At 63.7% G+C, this 19,414-nt stretch carries 18 protein-coding genes; 6 read left to right on the top strand and 12 right to left on the bottom strand.

The window, feature by feature from the left end; genetic code table 11:
• Window positions 1–72 precede the first annotated feature (72 nt).
• The 5 genes from AC1RDJ_RS11935 to AC1RDJ_RS11915 form a co-directional block, all read right to left on the bottom strand.
• The gene (locus AC1RDJ_RS11935) at window positions 73–1,005 is read right to left on the bottom strand and encodes an electron transfer flavoprotein subunit alpha/FixB family protein (RefSeq protein ID WP_071324998.1); all 933 of its coding nucleotides are present in this window, start codon (window positions 1,003–1,005) and stop codon (window positions 73–75) included.
• Window positions 1,006–1,047: 42 nt separating this feature from the next.
• Window positions 1,048–1,797 (bottom strand): electron transfer flavoprotein subunit beta/FixA family protein, encoded by a 750-nt coding sequence (locus tag AC1RDJ_RS11930; RefSeq protein WP_034759884.1) that lies wholly within the window; start codon window positions 1,795–1,797, stop codon window positions 1,048–1,050.
• A 263-nt stretch (window positions 1,798–2,060) separates the two neighbouring features.
• The gene (locus AC1RDJ_RS11925; RefSeq protein WP_010395510.1) at window positions 2,061–2,288 is read right to left on the bottom strand and encodes a sulfurtransferase TusA family protein; all 228 of its coding nucleotides are present in this window, start codon (window positions 2,286–2,288) and stop codon (window positions 2,061–2,063) included.
• 235 nt (window positions 2,289–2,523) lie between these two features.
• Window positions 2,524–5,136: an alanine--tRNA ligase gene (gene alaS / locus AC1RDJ_RS11920; RefSeq protein ID WP_493027544.1), complete on the bottom strand. Its 2,613-nt coding sequence runs from the start codon at window positions 5,134–5,136 to the stop codon at window positions 2,524–2,526.
• A 119-nt stretch (window positions 5,137–5,255) separates the two neighbouring features.
• The gene (locus AC1RDJ_RS11915; protein ID WP_493027543.1) at window positions 5,256–5,717 is read right to left on the bottom strand and encodes a Fur family transcriptional regulator; all 462 of its coding nucleotides are present in this window, start codon (window positions 5,715–5,717) and stop codon (window positions 5,256–5,258) included.
• 160 nt (window positions 5,718–5,877) lie between these two features.
• Here AC1RDJ_RS11915 and AC1RDJ_RS11910 point away from each other — a divergent pair, with 160 nt between their 5' ends.
• Window positions 5,878–7,947, top strand: a complete 2,070-nt coding sequence (locus tag AC1RDJ_RS11910; RefSeq protein ID WP_493027542.1) for a TonB-dependent receptor domain-containing protein — start codon at window positions 5,878–5,880, stop codon at window positions 7,945–7,947.
• 122 nt (window positions 7,948–8,069) lie between these two features.
• On the opposite strand, the gene ugpQ is transcribed toward AC1RDJ_RS11910, so the two are convergent.
• Window positions 8,070–8,813, bottom strand: coding sequence for a glycerophosphodiester phosphodiesterase (ugpQ, locus tag AC1RDJ_RS11905; protein ID WP_493027541.1), 744 nt, complete (start codon window positions 8,811–8,813; stop codon window positions 8,070–8,072).
• A gap of 212 nt (window positions 8,814–9,025) precedes the next feature.
• On the opposite strand from ugpQ, the gene AC1RDJ_RS11900 reads away from it, so the two are divergent.
• On the top strand, window positions 9,026–10,150 hold the full coding sequence (locus AC1RDJ_RS11900) for a sensor histidine kinase (protein WP_493027540.1): 1,125 nt from the start codon (window positions 9,026–9,028) through the stop codon (window positions 10,148–10,150).
• Window positions 10,147–11,052: a LytR/AlgR family response regulator transcription factor gene (locus AC1RDJ_RS11895; RefSeq protein WP_493027539.1), complete on the top strand. Its 906-nt coding sequence runs from the start codon at window positions 10,147–10,149 to the stop codon at window positions 11,050–11,052. The genes AC1RDJ_RS11900 and AC1RDJ_RS11895 overlap by 4 nt, the downstream gene beginning before the upstream one ends.
• Before the next feature lie 168 nt (window positions 11,053–11,220).
• Here AC1RDJ_RS11895 and AC1RDJ_RS11890 read toward each other — a convergent pair whose 3' ends face one another.
• Window positions 11,221–11,547 (bottom strand): hypothetical protein, encoded by a 327-nt coding sequence (locus AC1RDJ_RS11890; protein ID WP_071325005.1) that lies wholly within the window; start codon window positions 11,545–11,547, stop codon window positions 11,221–11,223.
• Window positions 11,548–11,717: 170 nt separating this feature from the next.
• Between AC1RDJ_RS11890 and AC1RDJ_RS11885 the strand changes: the two genes are divergently transcribed.
• Complete coding sequence (locus AC1RDJ_RS11885; protein WP_493027538.1) at window positions 11,718–12,371, top strand: hypothetical protein; 654 nt, start codon at window positions 11,718–11,720, stop codon at window positions 12,369–12,371.
• A 5-nt stretch (window positions 12,372–12,376) separates the two neighbouring features.
• Here the strand turns inward: AC1RDJ_RS11885 and AC1RDJ_RS11880 are convergent, their stop codons facing one another.
• Window positions 12,377–13,657 (bottom strand): MFS transporter, encoded by a 1,281-nt coding sequence (locus AC1RDJ_RS11880; protein WP_493027537.1) that lies wholly within the window; start codon window positions 13,655–13,657, stop codon window positions 12,377–12,379.
• Between the two features lie 116 nt (window positions 13,658–13,773).
• On the opposite strand from AC1RDJ_RS11880, the gene AC1RDJ_RS11875 reads away from it, so the two are divergent.
• Window positions 13,774–14,676 carry a LysR family transcriptional regulator gene (locus AC1RDJ_RS11875; RefSeq protein WP_071325008.1) on the top strand — a complete coding sequence of 301 codons (903 nt, stop codon included), beginning with the start codon at window positions 13,774–13,776 and terminating at the stop codon, window positions 14,674–14,676.
• 167 nt (window positions 14,677–14,843) lie between these two features.
• Here AC1RDJ_RS11875 and AC1RDJ_RS11870 read toward each other — a convergent pair whose 3' ends face one another.
• From AC1RDJ_RS11870 to AC1RDJ_RS11855, 4 genes are all read right to left on the bottom strand, one after another.
• Window positions 14,844–15,716 carry a hypothetical protein gene (locus AC1RDJ_RS11870; RefSeq protein ID WP_071325009.1) on the bottom strand — a complete coding sequence of 291 codons (873 nt, stop codon included), beginning with the start codon at window positions 15,714–15,716 and terminating at the stop codon, window positions 14,844–14,846.
• A gap of 19 nt (window positions 15,717–15,735) precedes the next feature.
• Window positions 15,736–16,536, bottom strand: a complete 801-nt coding sequence (locus AC1RDJ_RS11865; RefSeq protein ID WP_034781755.1) for a hypothetical protein — start codon at window positions 16,534–16,536, stop codon at window positions 15,736–15,738.
• Window positions 16,526–17,038: a hypothetical protein gene (locus tag AC1RDJ_RS11860; protein WP_071326651.1), complete on the bottom strand. Its 513-nt coding sequence runs from the start codon at window positions 17,036–17,038 to the stop codon at window positions 16,526–16,528. Before AC1RDJ_RS11860 ends, AC1RDJ_RS11865 begins: the two co-directional genes overlap by 11 nt.
• A gap of 95 nt (window positions 17,039–17,133) precedes the next feature.
• Complete coding sequence (locus tag AC1RDJ_RS11855) at window positions 17,134–17,427, bottom strand: DnaJ domain-containing protein (protein ID WP_071325010.1); 294 nt, start codon at window positions 17,425–17,427, stop codon at window positions 17,134–17,136.
• A gap of 183 nt (window positions 17,428–17,610) precedes the next feature.
• Between AC1RDJ_RS11855 and AC1RDJ_RS11850 the strand changes: the two genes are divergently transcribed.
• A complete protein-coding gene (locus AC1RDJ_RS11850) occupies window positions 17,611–19,383 on the top strand; it encodes a glutamine--tRNA ligase/YqeY domain fusion protein (RefSeq protein WP_071325011.1) in 1,773 nt (590 codons plus the stop codon).
• The last annotated feature ends 31 nt before the right edge of the window (window positions 19,384–19,414 follow it).

Here is a 19,414-nt window from a genome sequence, read left to right as displayed (position 1 = left end):
AGCCACGCGCGGCTCGCCGTGTGGGGCGGGCCGGCGTGGCTTCGTAATATACAAAACCGGATCGGGTTTAAATTAACCCAGTTCTTTCACCAGTTGCGGCACGATCTCGAACAGATCGCCGACGATGCCGTAGTCGGCCACGGCAAAGATCGGCGCTTCCGGATCCTTGTTGATGGCAACGATGGTCTTCGAATCCTTCATGCCGGCCAGATGCTGGATCGCGCCCGAGATACCGACGGCGATGTACAGCGATGGCGCGACGATCTTGCCCGTCTGGCCCACTTGCCAGTCGTTCGGCACGAAGCCGGCGTCGACGGCGGCGCGCGAGGCGCCCATGGCGGCGCCCAGCTTGTCGGCCAGCGGCTCCAGGATATGGAAGTTTTCCGCCGAACCCATGCCACGGCCACCGGACACGATGATTTTCGCGGCGGTCAGCTCAGGACGGTCGGACTTGGCCAGTTCGCGGCCCACGAAGGCCGACTTGCCGTTGTCGGCGACGGCGGCGATGGTTTCGGTGGCAGCCGAACCGCCGGTGGCGGCAGCCGCATCGAAACCGGTGGTGCGCACGGTGATGACCTTGACCTTGTCGCCAGATTGCACGGTGGCAATGGCGTTACCAGCGTAGATCGGGCGCTCGAAGGTGTCGGGCGAGTCGACCTTGGTGATTTCCGAGATTTGCGCCACGTCCAGCTTGGCGGCAACGCGCGGCAGGATGTTCTTGCCGTAGGCGGTGGCCGGGGCCAGGATGTGGCTGTAGTTGCCGGCGATGGCCAGCACTTGCTCGGCCACGTTTTCGGCCAGGCCGTCGGCGAAGTATGGCGCGTCGGCCACGATGACTTTCGTCACGCCGGCGATTTGCGCGGCGGCAGCGGCGGCGGCAGCCGCGTTCGAGCCTGCGACCAGCACGTGCACGTCGCCGCCGCACTGGGCAGCCGCGGTCACGGTGTGGTGGGTGCTACCCTTTAAGGTAGCGTTGTCGTGTTCAGCAATAACTAATGCGACCATGATGTGTCCTGTAATTGTTCTGGATAAACGGCGGGGCCGCGCTTAGATGACTTTGGCTTCGGTACGCAGCTTGGCGACCAGGGTGGCCACGTCCGGTACCTTGATGCCGGCCGAGCGCTTGGCTGGCTCGACGACTTTCAAGGTTTTCAGGCGTGGCGCGACATCCACGCCCAGGTCTTCCGGCTTGACGGTCTCGAGCGGCTTTTTCTTCGCCTTCATGATGTTCGGCAAGGTCACATAGCGTGGCTCGTTCAAACGCAAATCGGTGGTGATGATCGCTGGCAAGGTCAATGCCAGGGTTTCCAGGCCGCCGTCGACTTCGCGCGTGACGGTGACTTTGCCGTCTTCCAGCACGACTTTCGAGGCGAACGTGGCTTGCGGCCAACCCAGCAGGGCTGCCAGCATCTGGCCGGTCTGGTTGCTGTCGTCATCGATCGCTTGCTTGCCCAGGATGATCAGTTGCGGCTGCTCTTTCTCGGCCAGGGATTTCACCAGCTTGGCCACGGCCAGCGGTTCCAGTTCGGTCGTCGTTTCCACCAGGATGCCGCGGTCGGCGCCGATGGCCATGGCCGTGCGCAGGGTTTCCTGGCATTGCGTCACGCCGCAGGAGATGGCGACCACTTCAGTGACCTTGCCGGCTTCCTTCAGGCGCATCGCCTCTTCCAGTGCGATCTCATCGAAAGGGTTCATCGACATTTTGACGTTGGCGGTATCGACGCCAGTGCCGTCACTCTTGACGCGGACTTTGACGTTGTAGTCGACCACGCGTTTGACGGGTACCAAGACTTTCATAGCTATGCCTTTGGGAAATTATAAAAATGACGGATCAAGTGCTGATTGTGCGTTCGATTATAAGAGAAATTTGAATCTTGAACCGAATTTAAGCACGATCGTGCGATTTTTTGTTAGAGCAATCCATCTAAACTGTCCAGCTTTGATGATTTCAGGGGGCTCGGCCGCTACGCTGCAGGGCAGCAAAAGGGCCAGAAAGTGACGCAAAAACGGCACGGCAAGGAGAAAGCCAGGCCGCGCCACGGCGGCCCCGGCTGGCAGAATTATTTGCGTTGCATCAGGAAGACGAACTCGGTGCCCGTCTGCACATGCGACAGCAGGGCATTGCCCGTTTGCTTGGCAAAGGCCTGGAAGTCGCGCACGGAACCGGGATCGGTTGCCATGATGCGCAGCACTTCGCCGCTTTGCAGCTCTGACAAAGCCTTCTTCGCCTTCAGAATCGGCAAGGGGCAGTTCAAGCCCCGCGCATCGAGTTCTTTGTGAAATTCCATAATCTCGGTATCAAGTAGTGTGTCGCTCATCATCAATATCCCACCATTTTTGTTGTACTGATTTTCGACATACTACTCTAAATCAGGGGCATTGACGCGCTGCACCAAAATAGTTCATCGGCTGTTGTGGGGTCACAACGGGATTCAAAAATAAATAACGGCCCGCACACACCGTCTGCGGGCCGTTTTCAAGAGGCTGTGGGGCGAAAACCCCGCATGCCTGCTAGCTTACGCTTTATTTCGCGCGTTCGCCGACCCAGGCCGGCACGCCGGCCAGGGCGTTCGCCAGGCCGCTCGGATCGGTGCCGCCGGCCTGCGCCATATCGGGGCGTCCGCCGCCTTTTCCGCCCACTTGCTGTGCAACGAAGTTCACCAGCTCGCCCGCCTTGACCCGGGAGGTCGCGTCCGCCGTCACGCCGGCGATCAGGCTGACCTTGCCGTCCGCGACGCTGGCCAGCACGATGGCGGCCGTCTTCAGCTTGTCCTTCAGCTTGTCCATGGTCTCGCGCAGGCGCGCCACGTCGGCGCCGTCCAGCACGGCCGCGAGCACCTTGATGCCGTTGACGTCGACGGCTTGCGTGACCAGCTCATCGCCCTGGCCCGACGCCAGCTTCGATTTCAGCGCGGCCAGTTCCTTCTCCAGCGCCTTCACGTGGTCCTGCACCTGGACGATGCGGGCCGTCAGCTCTTCCGGCTGCGCCTTCAGCGCATTGGCCGCTTCGGCCAGACGGCGGTTGATGGTTTGCACCAGCGCCAGCGCGCCCTCGCCCGTCACCGCTTCGACGCGGCGGATGCCGGCGGCCACGCCGCTTTCGCCGATGATCTTGAACAGGCCGATGTCGCCCGTGCGCTGCACGTGGACGCCGCCGCACAGCTCTTTCGAGCTGCCGATGTCGAGCACGCGCACTTCGTCGCCGTATTTCTCGCCGAACAGAGCCATCGCGCCATGCTTGACGGCATCGTCAAACGACATCAGGTGCGCCTGCGTGGCGCGGTTTTCCAGGATCTCTTTGTTGACGATGGTTTCCACGGCGGCGATCTGTTCCACCGTCATCGGCGCATTGTGGCTGAAGTCGAAACGGGTCTTGTCCGGATCGACGAGCGAACCCTTTTGCGCCACGTGGCTGCCCAGCACTTCGCGCAAGGCCTTGTGCATCAAGTGCGTGGCCGAGTGGTTGCGGATGGTGCGCGCGCGCTTGGCAGTGTCGACTTCGGCCGAGACGGCGTCGCCCACCTTCAGCACGCCCGACTCGAGCACGCCGTGGTGGCCAAACACGTCGGCCTGGATTTTCAAGGTATCGCTGACGGCAAAGCGGCCGGCGCCCGAGGCGATCACGCCCTGGTCGCCCACCTGGCCGCCCGATTCCGCGTAGAACGGCGTGGTGTCGAGCACGACGATGCCCGCTTCACCGGCCTTCAGTTCAGCTACCTGCGTGCCGGCCGCGTACAGCGCCACGACCTTGCTGCTGAACGTCAATTGATCGTAGCCGACGAAGGTATTTTTCTCGCCCGTGTACTCAACCTTGCTGTCCTTGTGCGTCTTGCCGCCCTTGCGCGACAGCTCCTGGCTTTCCTTCAGGGCCGCGTCGTAGCCGGCCTGGTCGAACGTGATGCCGCGTTCGCGGCAGATGTCGGCCGTCAAGTCTGGCGGGAAGCCGTAGGTTTCGTACAGCGTGAAGGCGGTGGCGCCGTCGATGCCCGTGGCATCCTTGGCCAGCTGCGCTTCCAGCACTTTCATGCCCGTTTCCAGGGTTTCGCCGAAACGCTCTTCCTCGGCCTTCAGCATGTTGGCGACGTTGTCCTTCGCTTCTTCCAGCTCGGGATAGGCGCCGCCCATCTCGATGGCTAGGTCGGCCACCAGCTTGTAGAAGAACGGTTTCGTCTGGCCCAGCTTGTGGCCATGGCGCAAGGCGCGGCGGATGATGCGGCGCAGGACATAGGCGCGGCCTTCGCTGCCCGGAATGATGCCGTCGACGATCATGAAGGCGGCGGCGCGGATGTGGTCGGCGATCACGCGCAGCGACTTGTTTTCCAGGTCGGTGGCGCCCGTTTCGCGCGCGGCAGCCTTGATCAGGTGCTGGAACAGGTCGATCTCGTAGTTCGAATGCACGTGCTGCAGCACGGCGGCCAGGCGCTCCATGCCCATGCCCGTGTCGACGCACGGCTTCGGCAGCTTGTGCATGACGCCCGCTTCGTCGCGGTTGAACTGCATGAACACCAGGTTCCAGATTTCAATGAAACGGTCGCCGTCTTCGTCAGGCGAGCCCGGCGGGCCGCCAGGAATGTCGGCGCCGTGGTCGTAAAAGATTTCCGTGCACGGACCGCACGGGCCCGTGTCCGCCATCTGCCAGAAATTGTCCGACGCGTAGCGCGAACCCTTGTTGTCGCCGATGCGGATGATGCGCTCGGTAGGCACGCCGATTTCTTTCGCCCAGATATCGTACGCTTCGTCATCTTCGATGTACACGGTGACCGTCAGCTTTTCAGCCGGCAAGCCATACACCTTGGTCAGCAGTTCCCACGCGTACTGAATCGCGTCGCGCTTGAAATAGTCGCCGAAGCTGAAGTTGCCCAGCATTTCAAAGAAAGTGTGATGGCGCGCCGTGTAGCCGACGTTTTCCAGGTCGTTGTGCTTGCCGCCGGCGCGCACGCAGCGCTGCACGGACGTGGCGCGCGTGTACGGGCGGCTGTCCGTGCCCGTAAACACATCCTTGAATTGCACCATGCCGCTGTTCGTCAACAGCAAGGTCGGATCGTTGCCTGGCACCAGGGAGCTGGAACGGACGATGGAATGGCCCTTGGACTCGAAAAATTTGAGGAACTTGTCGCGGATTTCAGATGATTTCATGTTTTTTTGGCAAAGAGTGGCGGCAGCTTTAAAGGGGAGATTATACGTGATATGGGGTGCGGCAATGACGGCTGGCAAGGGCATTGTTGCGCCCGTGCCAACATCGACAACCTGCCCGCTCAGGCCGGGTCGTGCTGGCTGGCGCAGGCGTGCGCGGTGCCGGCAGCCGCGGCCCCCGCCGCGGCGGAGCCCGCGACGCCGGCGGCCGCATTGCAGTCGGCGCAGCGGCCGTACAGGGTCAGTTCGTGGCGCTCGACGACAAAGCCTTGCGGCGCCATGCGCTTCAAGTCGCCCGGGCAATCATGCACGTCGAACACGCGCTGACATGTGGTGCACTGGAAATGGTGGTGGTGGTGATTGGCGGCCGTGTTCGATTCGTAGCGCGGGTTTTCGCCCGGCAAGGTCACGACATGTACTTTTTCTTCCAGCACCAGCGATTTCAAATTACGGTAAACGGTGGCGATGCCCAGCTGCGTCACCTGCAGGCTGGCCTGTTCGAGGATTTCCTGCGCCGACAGCGGGCGCTGGGCCGACTCGATGGCGGCTTGAATGGCGGTTTTTTGGCGTGTTGTGCGTTCCATAGCCGACAGAATACACCATCCGCCTTTTTCCACCGCCCGGAAAAACTGTCACACAATAATGATAATGGGTTATCATTATCATCTTCAGGCAGTCACCCCATCCGGCAATGACCTGCCCAAACCCTGCCAACACCGTTAGCCGATAAAGGAATTCTCGCCCATGTCCGCACCATTGCACGCTTCCCACGCCCGACCGACCCCGCTCGCCATCGCCCTCATGCTGGCCTTTGCCGCGCCCGCCAGCGCATGGGCGCAGCAGGCAGCCACCTTGCCCGCCGTCACCATCTCGGCCAGCGCCCTGGCGCTGGGCAGCGACGACATGAGCACGCCCGTCACCGTGCTCGAAGGCGAGGAACTGGTGCGCGCCCGCGAAGCGACCCTGGGCGAAACCCTGGCCGGCCAGCCCGGCATCACGTCCAGCCATTTCGGCGCCGGCGCCAGCCGCCCCATCATCCGCGGCATGGATGGCCCGCGCGTCAAGGTGCTGTCCGACGGCGCCGAAGTGCAGGATGCCTCGACCATCAGTCCCGACCATGCTGTCGCGGCCGAGCCGATGCTGTCGGAACAGATCGAAGTGCTGCGCGGCCCGTCCGCACTCGCGTATGGCGGCGGCGCCGTGGGCGGCGTCGTCAACGTGATCGACAAGAAAATCCCCACGCGCGTGCCGGCCAAGGGTTTCGAAGGCAGCGCGGAAGTGCGCGCCAACTCGGCCGCACGCGAAAAGGCGGGCGCCTTTGAAGTGACTGGCGGCTCCGGCAACATCGCCTTCCACGCGGAAGGCGTCAAGCGCGACGCCAAGGAATACAAGGTCGGCAGCGGCTGGCAAGGCGGCTCGAAAGTGGCCGGCAGCTACAACGAAACGGACACGGGCAGCGTGGGCGTGTCGTGGGTGGGAGCGCGCGGCTTCCTGGGCCTGGCCTTCACCAGCCAGCACGCGGAATACGGCTTGCCCGGCCATAACCATGAATTCGAGAGCTGCCACCCGCACGGCACGCATCTGCACTGCGGCGGCCATGAAGGCCACGGCCACGGCGATGAAGAAGAGCACGACCATGACCACGAACACGGCAGCGTGCCGTACGTGAAGCTGAAGAGCGAGCGCTGGGACGTGCGCGGCGAATTGCGCGACCCCGTGCCCGGCTTCGCCAAGCTGCGCCTGCGCGCCGCGTTCACCGATTACAAGCACGACGAAATCGAAGGCACGGAAATCGCCACCACCTTTAAAAACAAGGGCCACGACGCGCGCCTGGAAATGGAACACCATCCCCTCTTCGGCTGGCGCGGCGTGGTCGGCCTGCAAACGTCGAAGCGCGACTTCTCGGCCCTGGGCGAGGAAGCGTACGTGGCGCCGACGGTGACCAAGAAACACGCGGCCTTCCTGGTCGAGGAATACAAGCTCGACCAATGGCGCTTCGAGGCGGGCCTGCGCCACGAATGGCAAGACATCACGGTCGACAGCCCCACCTTGCAAGACCGCAGCGCCAAGGGCACGTCCGTGTCGCTGGGCGCCGTGTGGAAATTCGCGCCCCAGTATTCGCTCGGTTCGATCATTTCGCGCACGCACCGCCTGCCCAGCGCCGAAGAGCTGTATGCACATGGCGTGCACATGGCCACGGCCACGTATGAGCTGGGCAATGAAAACCTGGGCAAGGAAACGTCGAACAATATCGACTTGACCTTGCGCAAATATGCGGGCGCCACGACGTTCTCGGCCAGCGCTTACCGCAACAAGGTAGATAATTACATCTTCGGCTCCACGCTGGACAGCCACGAAGGCTTCCAGCTGATCCAGTACGCCCAGCGCGACGCCACGTTTACGGGCGTCGAAGGACAGATCCGCCAGCAGCTCAACCCCATGTTCGGCGCCAGCGTGTTCGGCGACTATGTGCGGGCCAAGCTGGCCAACGACGGCGGCAACCTGCCGCGCATCCCGGCCCAGCGTTTTGGCGTGAAATTCGACGCCAACTGGCAGGCGTGGAGCGGCGTGGCCGAGTTCTACCGCGTGGGCAAGCAGGATAAAGTGGCGGCGTTCGAAACGGAAACGCCGGGCTACAACATGCTGAACCTCTCGGCCAACTACGACACGCGCATCGGCACCACGCCGGCCCAGTTCTACATCAAGGCCAACAACCTGACGAACGAACTGGCGTACAGCCACACCTCGTTCATCAAGAACGCGGCGCCTTTGACGGGGCGCAATATCACGGTCGGCATGCGCGTGACGTTCTAAGGACGGCTGTCGGTCGGGTTAGGCTGTAGGTCGGGTTAGCGCAAGGCGCGTAACCGGACATCGCCACCGGCTGTGCCAACGCTGTCGTCGGATTACGCGGGGCCTTGCCCCGCTAATCCGCCCTACTCCATGGATGGAATCAGATCGATCCGGTCCGTGCAAAAACCGTCCACGCCCCAGGCCAGCAATTCACTGGCCCGTTCGGGCGTGTTGACGGTGTAGCAGAACAATCCCAACCCTGCTTCCTTGATTGCCAGCGCCAGCGCGTGCGTCAGCTGCTGGTGGTCGCAATGGAGCGCCACCACGTCCAGTTCGCTCGCCTGCCGCGCCCAATCGGGCGGTAGCTGTTCGACCAGCCAGCCGCGCGCCAGTTCCGGCGCCGCCTGGCGCGCCGCCTGCAAGGCTGCGGTGCTGAACGACGACAGCAAGGGCAATAATTCCCCGGCGGCGATCTCTTGCGCAAAGTAATCGCGCGCGGCACGCGCCACCGCTTCGCCCGTCTGCGCGTCATGGCCGGGCGCCGGCTTGATCTCGATATTCATCCAGATGCGCTGCGCCTTGCAATACGCCACCACGGCCTCAAACGTGGGCACGCCCTCGCCCGCGAATGCGGGGCCGAACCAGGCGCCCGCCTCCATCGCCCCCAGCTGCGCCGCCGTGTAATCGCTGACAGCGCCGCTGCCGGCCACCGTGCGCCCCAGCTCGGGGTCGTGCACGACGACGGGCACGCCGTCGGCTGCCAGCATGACGTCAAATTCCACGGCGCGGTAGCCGTAGGCGAGGCCGCAGCGCAGGGCGGCCAAGGTATTTTCAGGCGCCAGGGTGCCGCCGCCGCGGTGCGCCAGGATGCGTGGATAGGGCCACATGGGATTTCCTTTTTCGCGAAACTGCTAGTTCAAGACTGTCTTGCCGTACTATTGCGCGCAGGGAGCAAAAAGTAAAGCGGGGCCGCTTGGCGCCGCCATGGCGCTTCTGGCGCCGTGCCGGTACCGTTTCGTCGCAGCCCTGTTGCGCCGCCGGCAGCGCCGGCAGACAATGCCCCATCGCTCAACGCTCCTTGCCACCACCAGACACGCGCATGAAATCCGACGCCCGCATCGCTGACGCTCCAGCCGCCTCCAAGGCCCGCTCACCCTACTACCGCATGCTGCCCGACGCGCGCTATGCGCTGGCGCTGAACGCGATCTGCGCACTCGTCATCACCTACATCCTCAATCCCGGCAGCCATCTGGGACAGAACATGGTCGCCTCGATGTGCATCGGCACGATCGCCTTCCTGCTGATCGACGGCATCCGCCTGACCCTGTGGGGCGATGGCCAGCGGCCGAAGTTCCTGCCTTTCCTGCTGATCATCGCGTTCTCCGTGCCCGTGGCACAAGTGCTGGGCCTGCTCCTGTTCGGCTGGCTGACGGGCGTGGAGGTGGGCGGCATGGAAAACCTGATTCCCACCAGAATGATGGGCACGCTGGTCTTCACCCTGCTGGTCACGGGCGGCGCCGTGCTGTTTTTCTCCAGCCGCGAAAAGATTGCACGCCTGCAAATGGCGGCAGCCGAGGAAAAGGCCCGCGCCGAATCCGTGGCGCGCCAGGCCATGCAGGCCCAGCTGCAACTGCTGCAGGCGCAGATCGAACCGCACATGCTGTTCAACACCCTGGCCAACCTGCAAGGCCTGATCGGCTTCGACCCCGACCGCGCCCAGCTCCTGCTCGACCAGCTGATCCAGTATCTGCGCGCCACCCTGACTTCCTCGCGCGCCGCATCCACTACGCTGGGCCAGGAATTTACGCTGATGCAAGCCTACCTGGGCCTGATGACCGTCCGCATGGGCGCGCGCCTGCACTTTACGCTGGACTTGCCGGACGCCTTGCGCGACATCAAGGTGCCGCCCATGCTGCTGCAGCCACTGGTGGAAAACGCCATCCAGCACGGACTGGAACCGAAGATCGAAGGCGGCCACATCCACGTACAGGCGGCCATGGCCGGCGGTCTGCTGACCCTGACCGTCGCCGACGACGGCCTGGGACTCGATCATCCGGGCCAGACCAAGGGCACGCAGCTGGGCGTATCGAACATCCGCGCACGCCTGCACGTCATGTACGGCACCGCCGCCAGCCTGTCGCTGGACGCCAACACGCCGGCCGGCGTCGTCGCGCGCCTGGCCCTGCCCCTTTCCTCCACCACTACCACGAGCGCCCTTCCATGACCGACCACACGACCGCCGCGCGCGCCCTGATCGCCGAAGATGAACCGATACTCGCCGCCGCCCTCGCGCATGCCTTGCAACGGCTATGGCCCGAACTCGACATCGTGGCCACCTGCCCGAATGGCGTCGACGCCGTGCGGCAAGGCCTGGCGCTGCAACCCGACATACTCTTTCTCGACATCAAAATGCCGGGCAAGACAGGCCTGGAAGCGGCCGAGGAGCTGGCCGAGCAATGGCCGGACGGCGCGCCGTTCCCGCACATCGTCTTTGTCACCGCCTATGACGAGTACGCGCTGGCCGCCTTCGAGCATGCGGCCGCCGATTACGTGTTAAAGCCCGTCAACGACACGCGCCTGGGCAAGACGGTGGAACGCCTGCAGCAGCGCTGGCAGGACAGCCAGGCCGCGGCAAGGGCAGCAACAGGTTCAACAGATTCAATCGCGCCAGCCTCGCCGGCGCCCACGGTCATCGGCGAGGCCAGTGCCCATGCCAATGCCAACGTCAACAGCGAGGCCGCCAGCGACGCCAGGCTGGCCCATCTGTTGGCCCAGCTGCAGGCGATGGTGCCGCCCGCCCCGCGCCTGCAAATGATACGGGCGGCCGTCGGCAACAGCGTGCGCATGATCGCGCTGGCCGACGTCGTGTATTTCGAAGCGCTCGACAAATACATCAATGTCGTGTGCCGCGACAGCGAAGCGCTGATACGCACGAGCCTGAAGGAACTGCTGCCCCAGCTTGATCCACAACAATTCTGGCAAATCCACCGAGGCACCATCGTCAATGCCAGCGCCATCGCCAGCGCCGTGCGCGACGAAGCGGGCAAGCTGTCGCTGACCCTGCGCCAGCACCCGGCGCAACTGCGCGTCAGCCCCTTGTATGCCCATCTGTTCCGCCAGATGTAAAACCGTTACGACGCCTGACAAAACCGTGCTGACAAAACCCTGGCGAGCGGGTGTGAAGCTCGGCGCCCCGTTGGCCAGAGAAACACGGCCGTGCGAATGCACGGGGACGCCGGGCCGGTGAGCATCGCAGGCCGCGCCCCACGACGCGCAGCAGGTCTTGACAGGCGTTCAATGCAGCTGGTGCTTCAAGTCCGATAATTCGTTGTGGACCTTCAGCACGGCGCGCTGCATTTCCGGCGTCAGGCCGGCCGCCGTGCCGCACGCCCGCTTGGCGCGGTCGCCCAGCGATTCCATCTGGTCGACGGCCTGGCGGATGCGCGCATCGTCATGCGTCTCGATGGCTTGCCGCACGGCGCTCTTTTGCTGGTCCATCTGATTGAGGCAATCCTTCAAGTCCATCGGCATGCCCTGCTGCTTGCCGCACAGCTGCGCCGCCTCGCCTATCGCTTGCTCGATGGAGCCAAAGCGCCGCGCCACTTCCTTTGCCTGCAACATGGTGATCTCCTCTTCGCGTGATGTCTTCCTGATTGGATCATCCGGCTGGCGCAGGGTTCCCTGGCGGCCGCCTTGGCGTTGAAATTGCCAAGAGGAACTTTTTTGTAAGCGCTTGTGACATTTTAGATAATTATCAAATACCTCAGATACATTGGCGTACCTGAACCACCATGTCCTCCATGACCTCGCTGCCATCCCTGCCCCGCCGCGCTCCCGGCCTGCTGCTGATCGTCCTGCTGCACGTGGGCCTGGCCTATATCTTCCTGCAGTCGCGGCCCCGCGTTGCCACTGACGGGGATCTGCCGCGGGGTCCGGCCATCGCCTGGCTGCGCCACACGCCCGCTGCGCACCCGAAGCCGGTACCGTCGCCCAGCGCAAAACCAGTGGCCGCGAGCCTGCCGCGCCGGCCGGTGCCGGCCCCCATCAGCCGCGCCCTGCCCGCCGCAACCGTCGAGCAGGCCCCGCCGCCGGCGCCTGCATCGCCGGAAGCGGTCACGCTCGTCACGCCACCGAGCGCGGCCGATATCCTCGCGCAAGCCAAACGCGACGTGGGCAAGATCGACAGGGAGCTGCGCAAGGAATTCCCGCAGCGGGGCGGGGAGAAATTCGAGGACACGGGCTTCAAGCGCATGCAGCAAGGCTTTGCCGAGGCCTATGCGGCCGTGCCGCCGAAATGGTACGAGGCGTCGAAAATCGAGGAAATCGGCGCCAATGCGGCCAAGGGCAGCCGCACCTACAAGATCACCAGCGCGCTGGGCACCTTGTGCGTGACCACGCGCGCGGGCAAGAATGGGGAAACGATGATCGGCATGTGCCCGAAATAGCCGCCTCAGCCCACCGCTTCGCGCGCGCCCAGCGGCTGCAGGTGGCGCAGGCGCAGGGCGATCAGCACCCCGCCGCCCAGGCAGACACCCAGCATGGCGACCACGCCCGTCCAGCCGTCGAAGCCCCACATCATGCCCGAGGCGGAACCGATCAGGCTCGAGCCCAGGTAATAGAACAGCAGGTAGAAGGCCGAGGCCAGCGCCTGCGGCGCGCGGGCGCGGCGGCTGACCCAGCTGCTGGCGATCGAGTGCGAGGCAAAGAAGCCGAACGTGGCCAGCGCCATGCCGCCGACGATCAGCGGCAGCGAGTCGAACAAGGTCAGCAAAATACCGGAAAGCATCACCGACAGCATGATCCACAGCACGCCACGGCGCCCCAGGCGGTCCACCAGGCGGCCCGCCCAGACGGAGCTGAAGATGCCGATCAGATACAAGAAGGCCAGCAAGCCGACCGTGCTCTGGCGCAGGCTGAACGGCGCGGCCAGCAGGCGGTAGCCGATGTAGTTGTACAGGCTGACGAAACAGCCCATCAGCACGAAGGCCAGGCAGAACAGCCACGGCAAGCCACGGTCGGAAAAATGCTGGCGGATGGCGTGCGGCAAGGCATTCCAGCCCTTGGTGCTGGGCACGAAGTTTTTCGACGCGGGCAGGCTGCGCCAGAACTCGGCTGCCGCCAGCACGCCGGCCACGCCCAGCACGCCCAGGGCCCAGCGCCACGAGAGGAAATCGCTGAGCATGGATGCCACCAGCCGTCCCGACATGCCGCCAAACGCGCTGCCGGCGATGTACAGGCCCATCGACAGGCCCAGCGACGGTCCCTCGATTTCCTCGCCCAGATAGGCCATGGCCACGGCCGGCATGCCGCCCAGTGCCACGCCCAGCGCGGCGCGGATGGCCAGCAGCTGCGCATAATCCTGCGCGAACGCGGACAGCACCGTCAGGATGGCGGCAGCAAACATCGACGCCACCATCAGCGGCTTGCGCCCGACCCGGTCCGACACGGCGCTGAGCAGCACCAGCGAAATGGCCAGCAAGCCGCTCGACACGGACAGCGACCAGCTGCTTTGCGCTGGCGTCAAATGAAACTGCTGCGACAGCAGCGGGAACAGGGGCTGGATGCAATACAGCAGGCTGAAGGTCGAAAAGCCGCCGAAGAACAGCGCGCGGTTGCTGCGCTTGAATTCGATGGACCCCTTGGCGATGGCCGTGCGGGGCGCCGGAGCGGGAGCGGAAACCGGGATGGCGGATGGGGCGGCGGGAGCAAAGGCAAGCGATGAATCAGACATGGCCGTGTTTCGGAAGAGGAAGCGAGTCTCCATGTTAGGATTGCCAACTCATATCGTCCAATATATATTTAAGGCCCAACTCATACTTTAAAACGATTACTGGATCGACTTATCCCATGGAATTACGCCACCTGCGTTACTTCGTCGCCGTCGCCGAAGAGCTGCACTTCACGCGCGCGGCCGAGCGCCTGCACATCGGCCAGCCGCCGCTGAGCCAGCAAATCCAGGCGCTGGAAGCGGAACTCGGTGCGCAGTTGTTCGAACGCAACAAACGCTCCGTGCGGCTGACGCAGGCCGGCCGCCTCTTCCTCGACGATGCGCGGCGCATCCTGGCCCTGTCGGAACAGGCGGCCGTCACGGCGCGCCGGGCCCAGCGCGGCGAAGCGGGAGAGTTGCGCATCGGCTTTACCTTTTCCACGCCATTTACGCCGTACTTCGCCACCGTCATCAACCGCTACCGCCAGCAATTCCCGCACGTCACATTGACCTTGCACGAGATGGCGACCCTGCATCAGCTGGTAGCGATCAGTGGCCGTACCATGGACCTGGGCTTCGTGCGCCCGCCGGAAACGGCCTACCCCGACGATATCAAGCTGACGGAACTGCGCCAGGACCCGCTGTTCCTCGTGCTGCCCGTCGCCCATGCGCTGGCGGCCAAGCGCAGCATCGCCATCGCCGACATGGCGGGCGAAGCGTTTGTCATGTATCCCAAGGATGCGGGCACGGGGATTTATCCGCAGATCTTCCGCCTGTGCAAGGCGGCCGGCTTCGTGCCCCACGTGGCGCAGGAAGCGGGCGAAGCGTCGACCATCATCGGCCTGGTGGCGGCTGGCTGCGGCATTTCCGTGCTGCCCGCCTCGTTCGACCGCATCCGCATGGATGGCGTGTGCTACCGCCCGATCGCCGACCCGCAGGCGACCACCAGTCTGTTACTGGCACAACGGGAAGAAGAGACATCGCCGCTGGTGGCGGCGTTCGTCAAGCTGGCCGAGGAAGCGGCCATGGAAGGACAGCAGTAGGTCGGATTAGCCCGCAGGGCGTAATCCGACAATCGCATGCATCAATGCAACGCCAGCAATGTCGGCTTACGCTGAGGCTATGCCGCAGCTAAGCCGACCTACAGGACGCGCGTCGGCGTAGGTCGGATTAGCGGTGGCGAAGCTGCCCCGTGATCCGACATCAACGATCACGAATAATCCGCGTCCAGCTCCGAACCCGCATAGTTTTCCAGGTCCTCGAACAGGCTTTTCATGCTGGCCCGCGTGAGGATCTTCTGCACGACGGTGCAGCTGCGGCGGTAGGAAGCGATGCGGTCGAGCAGCACCGGGTGATGCTGGACGGGCACCTTGGCCACCAGGGCGGCCCAGCCTTCCTCGAAGTCGGGCTTGTTCTTGCGCACGGAGCGCACGAAACGCTCGAACTCCTTCTGTCCCGTGCGCGCGATGATGCGCCCGCCGCCCTCGATGGCGAAAATGATGGCCAGGGCAATGACGCCCTCGGCATTCAAGTCGCTGTCGCTGACGGGACCGTTGTCATGGTGGCGGCGCAGCCAGCTGGCCAGGCGCACGACGGCTTGCACTTCCTTGCGCTGTTGCAACTGCAGCGCATACTTTTCATAGCCGGCCCAGTTCTGGTTCGGGTCGGCCTGGCAAATATCGATGAACAGCTCGCGCAGCCGGCGCTGCAGGTAGACGGGGTCCTGGTCGTATTCGCCGACGAGGGCGTCTTCGGGCAGCTGCGACAATTCCTTGATCAGGCGAAAGCCCACCTGGAACGCGTGCTCGGCGCCGTGCTCGACGAGGAAGTCGAGCGCGGCCTGGTCGCCTTCATGCGTGACGGCCTGCTCCAGGCCCAGCGACACGCCGCCCACGGTCAGGTACAGCGCCTTCTGGATGCCGTCGGCCGTGCGTTCATTGGTGAACTTCTCGGCCACCATGGCCGTGATGCCCGTCAATTCGTCGGCCAGGTTCAGCGCCGCGTCCTCGCGCGGGTCGTTCGGCAGCAGCTTGATGGCGCGCACCAGGCGCGGAAGATTCTCTACAACAATTGCTGGCAGCATCAGTCGTTCCCTGCTTTCATCACGAGAAAATGCCGGTGCCCAGGCTGCGGCGCGTACTGCTGCGCGGCGCGCTGCGCGTGCTCGGCACTTGCTTGCGCAGGCGGTACAGCAATTCCTTGGTACTGCGCTGCAACATGGTCGGTTCTTCGTCCGGGTCGTCCGAATATTCGGCGTCGGCCAGGTCGGCGCTGTGGCGGAAGTCGGGGAACAGCTCGAACAGCGAACGGTCCCAGCCGTCTTCATTCGCCTGCGCCAGTTCGATGGCCAGCGGCACGACGTCGTTGTCGGACGAGGTCACGCCCGTCACGTACGGCCCCTTGATGACGATTTCGCCCGCCACTTCGAGGATTTCCTTCGGCGCCATCGAGAACAGGATGGCGAAGGCCGTCGCGCCCCAGTCGGTGGCCGACGCTTCCAGCAGCAGCTCGCGGCGGCGCTCGGCATCGTCGGTGGAAAACACCACGCCGTGGATGTGCGCGAACAGCGCCTCGGCGATGCGTTCCGGATCGTCCTCGATCTGGTCGTCGCTCCAGGTGGCGGCGATGAAGGCCAGGCTGTCGGCCCAGGCCTTCGGCGGCACCAGCAAGGTTGCCAGCGACATCTTGCCGCCGTCGAAACCGGCCAGGTGCAGGGCCGTCACCTGCGGCGGGATGGCGTTCAGCACTTCCACCACGGCCAGGTCGCCATACTGGTCGGCCGCGTCGGCAAACGCCTGCTCGGCGTGACCCAGCGAACCGGACAATACCAATTCCGTGACCTGTTTCGTCAGCGCGGGAAGATTGCTCTTTTGATCCGCATTTTGCTTGTCATTATCTGCCATGGTCATCTCCATCCTGGTCAAACATCTGGGCGAAATCGTCGGTCGCTTCGTCTTCGTCGTGCTCGTCGTCGCCGTCGTCATTGGCGGCCAGCTGGTCGAGCGACTGATCGTCGTCGTCCCACAGGCGCGGATTCTTGTGCAGGAAGGCGGTGATGATGGCCTGGCGCGCCAGGTCCGGGAAGCTCTCTTCGATGGCGGCGTACATCTTCGCCGCCTCGGGCGCGGCGCAGCTCGCCATGGAGAACACGCGGGCCGGGTCGCCGAACTCGTAGTCTTCGCTTTCGGCCAGCAAGCCTTTCGGGTCGCTGAACGTGATGTGGTCGACCAGCGCGAAGGCCAGCATGTTCACGTCTTCGATGCCGCCGCCGCTTGCGTACTCGCCGACCAGCGCGTCGACCATGCTTTTATAGTTCTTGCGGTTCGGCGGGTCGCCGAGGATGCCTTCGATCTGGCCTTCCAGCTCGCGCGACTGGTACGCGAATTCAGGGTGTACTCTTCTCATGCTGTGCTTTCCAATGTAATACGCGGCGCTGTCATAGATAAGCGCCATTGTTATTTTTCAAATTATTCAGGCTGGCCAGGCGGCCGCCAGCGCCTTCAATCAGCCGGAAGCGCGGTGCCATGCAGGCGGAACACGCCGCACCACAAGGCGTACGCTTCCGCTTCCGGGTCGATGATGATGCGGTGGTTCACGCTCTGGTCGTATTCGGCCCGCTTGGCCGGGTCGGCCAGGATCTCGTAAGCCTTGGTGACGCTCTTGAAGCGCGCCTCGGCGCCGGGGGCCTGGTTGCGGTCGGGGTGAAAGCGCATGGCCAGCGAGCGGTAAACCTTCTTGATTTCATCGTCGCTGGCATTGGGCGCGACACCGAGGACGTTATATAAATTTTCCATATGAGGCTCCGGGGTCACGTTTTCTTTGCTAATTAAAGGCGAATTATCCTATAGAACGGCGCCGGCGTCGCTTGCATGGCTGAATATGCGGGCAAATACCGGTGAATTGGCAGCGAATTGGTCGTATCCAAGCGCTTGCGGTACGGTAAAATGCTCTTTACTGTCACTCTTCCGCATTGATCAATGAGCAACGATAAACATAGTACCGCTGCCGCCGCTCCGGCGCTGGCGCCCAATTTCTTGCGTAACATCATCGAAGCCGACCTGGCTGCCGGCACCCACGTGCGTCCCGGCCTGCCCCAGGTGATCACGCGTTTCCCGCCGGAGCCGAACGGCTACCTGCACGTGGGCCACGCCAAGTCGATCTGCGTCAACTTCGGCCTGGCGCGCGACTACGCCGGCCAGTGCAACCTGCGCTTCGACGACACCAATCCGGCCAAGGAAGAGCAGGAATACGTCGACACCATCATGGACAGCGTGAAATGGCTGGGCTTTGACTGGGAACCGAAGAATGGCGACGGCCAGAGCCACCTGCACTACGCGAGCGACTATTTCGACCAGCTGTACGCGATGGCCGAATACCTGATCACGGCCGGCTTCGCCTATGTCGACAGCCAGAGCGCCGAAGACATGGCCGCCAACCGCGGCAATTTCGGCCAGGCCGGCAAGAATTCGCCGTTCCGCGACCGTCCGCGCGACGAATCGCTGGCCCTGTTCCGCGCCATGAAGGCGGGCCAGTTCAAGGATGGCGAGCACATCCTGCGCGCGAAGATGAGCGAAGATGCCATGAGTTCGCCGAACATGAACTTGCGCGATCCGGCCATCTACCGCATCCGCCACGCGCACCACCACCGCACGGGCGACGCCTGGTGCATCTATCCGATGTACGACTACACGCACCCGATCTCGGACGCGCTGGAAAACATCACGCATTCGATCTGCACGCTGGAATTCCAGGACCACCGCCCCTTCTACGACTGGCTGCTGGCAACCCTGGCCGCCGGCGGCTTCTTCCAGCAACCGGTGCCGCACCAGTTCGAATTCTCGCGCCTGAACCTGACCTACATCGTCACCAGCAAGCGCAAGCTGCGCCAGCTGGTGGAAGAAAAAATCGTCGACGGCTGGGACGATCCGCGCATGCCGACCCTGGTGGGCATGCGCCGCCGCGGCTACACGCCGGAAGCGATCCAGCTGATGTGCGAACGCACGGGCGTGACGAAATCGGACGGCTGGATCGACTACAGCGTGCTCGAAGGCTGTTTGCGCGAAGACCTGGACCCGAAGGCGCCGCGCACGGTGGCCGTGCTGCGTCCGCTGAAACTGATCATCGACAATTTCCCTGAAAACGAGAGCGTGGAATGCACGGCGCCCGTGCACCCGCACTTCCCCGAGCGCGGCCTGCGCACCTTCCCCATCTCGCGCGAGCTGTGGATCGAGGAAGACGACTTCATGGAAGTGCCGAACAAGGGCTATTTCCGCCTGTATCCGCCGATCGACGACAAGCCGGGCAGCAAGGTGCGTTTGCGCTACGGCTATGTGATCGAATGCACGGGCTTTGACAAGGATGCCGACGGCAAGGTCATCGCCGTGCATTGCACCTACTTCCCGGACAGCAAGTCGGGCACGGAAGGCAGCGCCAACTACAAGGTCAAGGGCAATATGCACTGGGTCAGCGCGCCGACGGCGATTGCCGCCGAAGTGCGCCTGTACGACCGCCTGTTTACCGACCCGCAGCCGGACGCGGGCGGCAAGGACTTCAAGCTGGCCTTGAATCCGCTGGCCAAGGAAGTGGTGCAAGCGTGGCTGGAACCGGGCGCGGAACTGGCCCAGCCGGAACAGCGCTTCCAGTTCGAGCGCCACGGCTACTTCGCGGCCGACCGGATCGACAGCCAGCCGGGCAAGCCCGTCTTCAACCGCATCGTCACCCTGAAAGACAGCTGGCAGCCTGCCAAGTAAAGCGCCAGACGACCCACGAAAAAACCGCTGC

The organism is Janthinobacterium sp. GW822-FHT07H10 (assembly GCF_058798675.1).
This window is presented reverse-complemented; position numbering and strand designations above follow the sequence as displayed.

What these genes read in the sequence shown, in the direction of transcription:
- AC1RDJ_RS11935 (WP_071324998.1), bottom strand. Translation starts at nt 1,005, where the DNA reads ATGGTCGCATTAGTTATTGCTGAACACGACAACGCTACCTTAAAGGGT.
- AC1RDJ_RS11930 (WP_034759884.1), bottom strand. Translation starts at nt 1,797, where the DNA reads ATGAAAGTCTTGGTACCCGTCAAACGCGTGGTCGACTACAACGTCAAA.
- AC1RDJ_RS11925 (WP_010395510.1), bottom strand. Translation starts at nt 2,288, where the DNA reads ATGGAATTTCACAAAGAACTCGATGCGCGGGGCTTGAACTGCCCCTTG.
- alaS (WP_493027544.1), bottom strand. Translation starts at nt 5,136, where the DNA reads ATGAAATCATCTGAAATCCGCGACAAGTTCCTCAAATTTTTCGAGTCC.
- AC1RDJ_RS11915 (WP_493027543.1), bottom strand. Translation starts at nt 5,717, where the DNA reads ATGGAACGCACAACACGCCAAAAAACCGCCATTCAAGCCGCCATCGAG.
- AC1RDJ_RS11910 (WP_493027542.1), top strand. Translation starts at nt 5,878, where the DNA reads ATGTCCGCACCATTGCACGCTTCCCACGCCCGACCGACCCCGCTCGCC.
- ugpQ (WP_493027541.1), bottom strand. Translation starts at nt 8,813, where the DNA reads ATGTGGCCCTATCCACGCATCCTGGCGCACCGCGGCGGCGGCACCCTG.
- AC1RDJ_RS11900 (WP_493027540.1), top strand. Translation starts at nt 9,026, where the DNA reads ATGAAATCCGACGCCCGCATCGCTGACGCTCCAGCCGCCTCCAAGGCC.
- AC1RDJ_RS11895 (WP_493027539.1), top strand. Translation starts at nt 10,147, where the DNA reads ATGACCGACCACACGACCGCCGCGCGCGCCCTGATCGCCGAAGATGAA.
- AC1RDJ_RS11890 (WP_071325005.1), bottom strand. Translation starts at nt 11,547, where the DNA reads ATGTTGCAGGCAAAGGAAGTGGCGCGGCGCTTTGGCTCCATCGAGCAA.
- AC1RDJ_RS11885 (WP_493027538.1), top strand. Translation starts at nt 11,718, where the DNA reads ATGTCCTCCATGACCTCGCTGCCATCCCTGCCCCGCCGCGCTCCCGGC.
- AC1RDJ_RS11880 (WP_493027537.1), bottom strand. Translation starts at nt 13,657, where the DNA reads ATGTCTGATTCATCGCTTGCCTTTGCTCCCGCCGCCCCATCCGCCATC.
- AC1RDJ_RS11875 (WP_071325008.1), top strand. Translation starts at nt 13,774, where the DNA reads ATGGAATTACGCCACCTGCGTTACTTCGTCGCCGTCGCCGAAGAGCTG.
- AC1RDJ_RS11870 (WP_071325009.1), bottom strand. Translation starts at nt 15,716, where the DNA reads ATGCTGCCAGCAATTGTTGTAGAGAATCTTCCGCGCCTGGTGCGCGCC.
- AC1RDJ_RS11865 (WP_034781755.1), bottom strand. Translation starts at nt 16,536, where the DNA reads ATGGCAGATAATGACAAGCAAAATGCGGATCAAAAGAGCAATCTTCCC.
- AC1RDJ_RS11860 (WP_071326651.1), bottom strand. Translation starts at nt 17,038, where the DNA reads ATGAGAAGAGTACACCCTGAATTCGCGTACCAGTCGCGCGAGCTGGAA.
- AC1RDJ_RS11855 (WP_071325010.1), bottom strand. Translation starts at nt 17,427, where the DNA reads ATGGAAAATTTATATAACGTCCTCGGTGTCGCGCCCAATGCCAGCGAC.
- AC1RDJ_RS11850 (WP_071325011.1), top strand. Translation starts at nt 17,611, where the DNA reads ATGAGCAACGATAAACATAGTACCGCTGCCGCCGCTCCGGCGCTGGCG.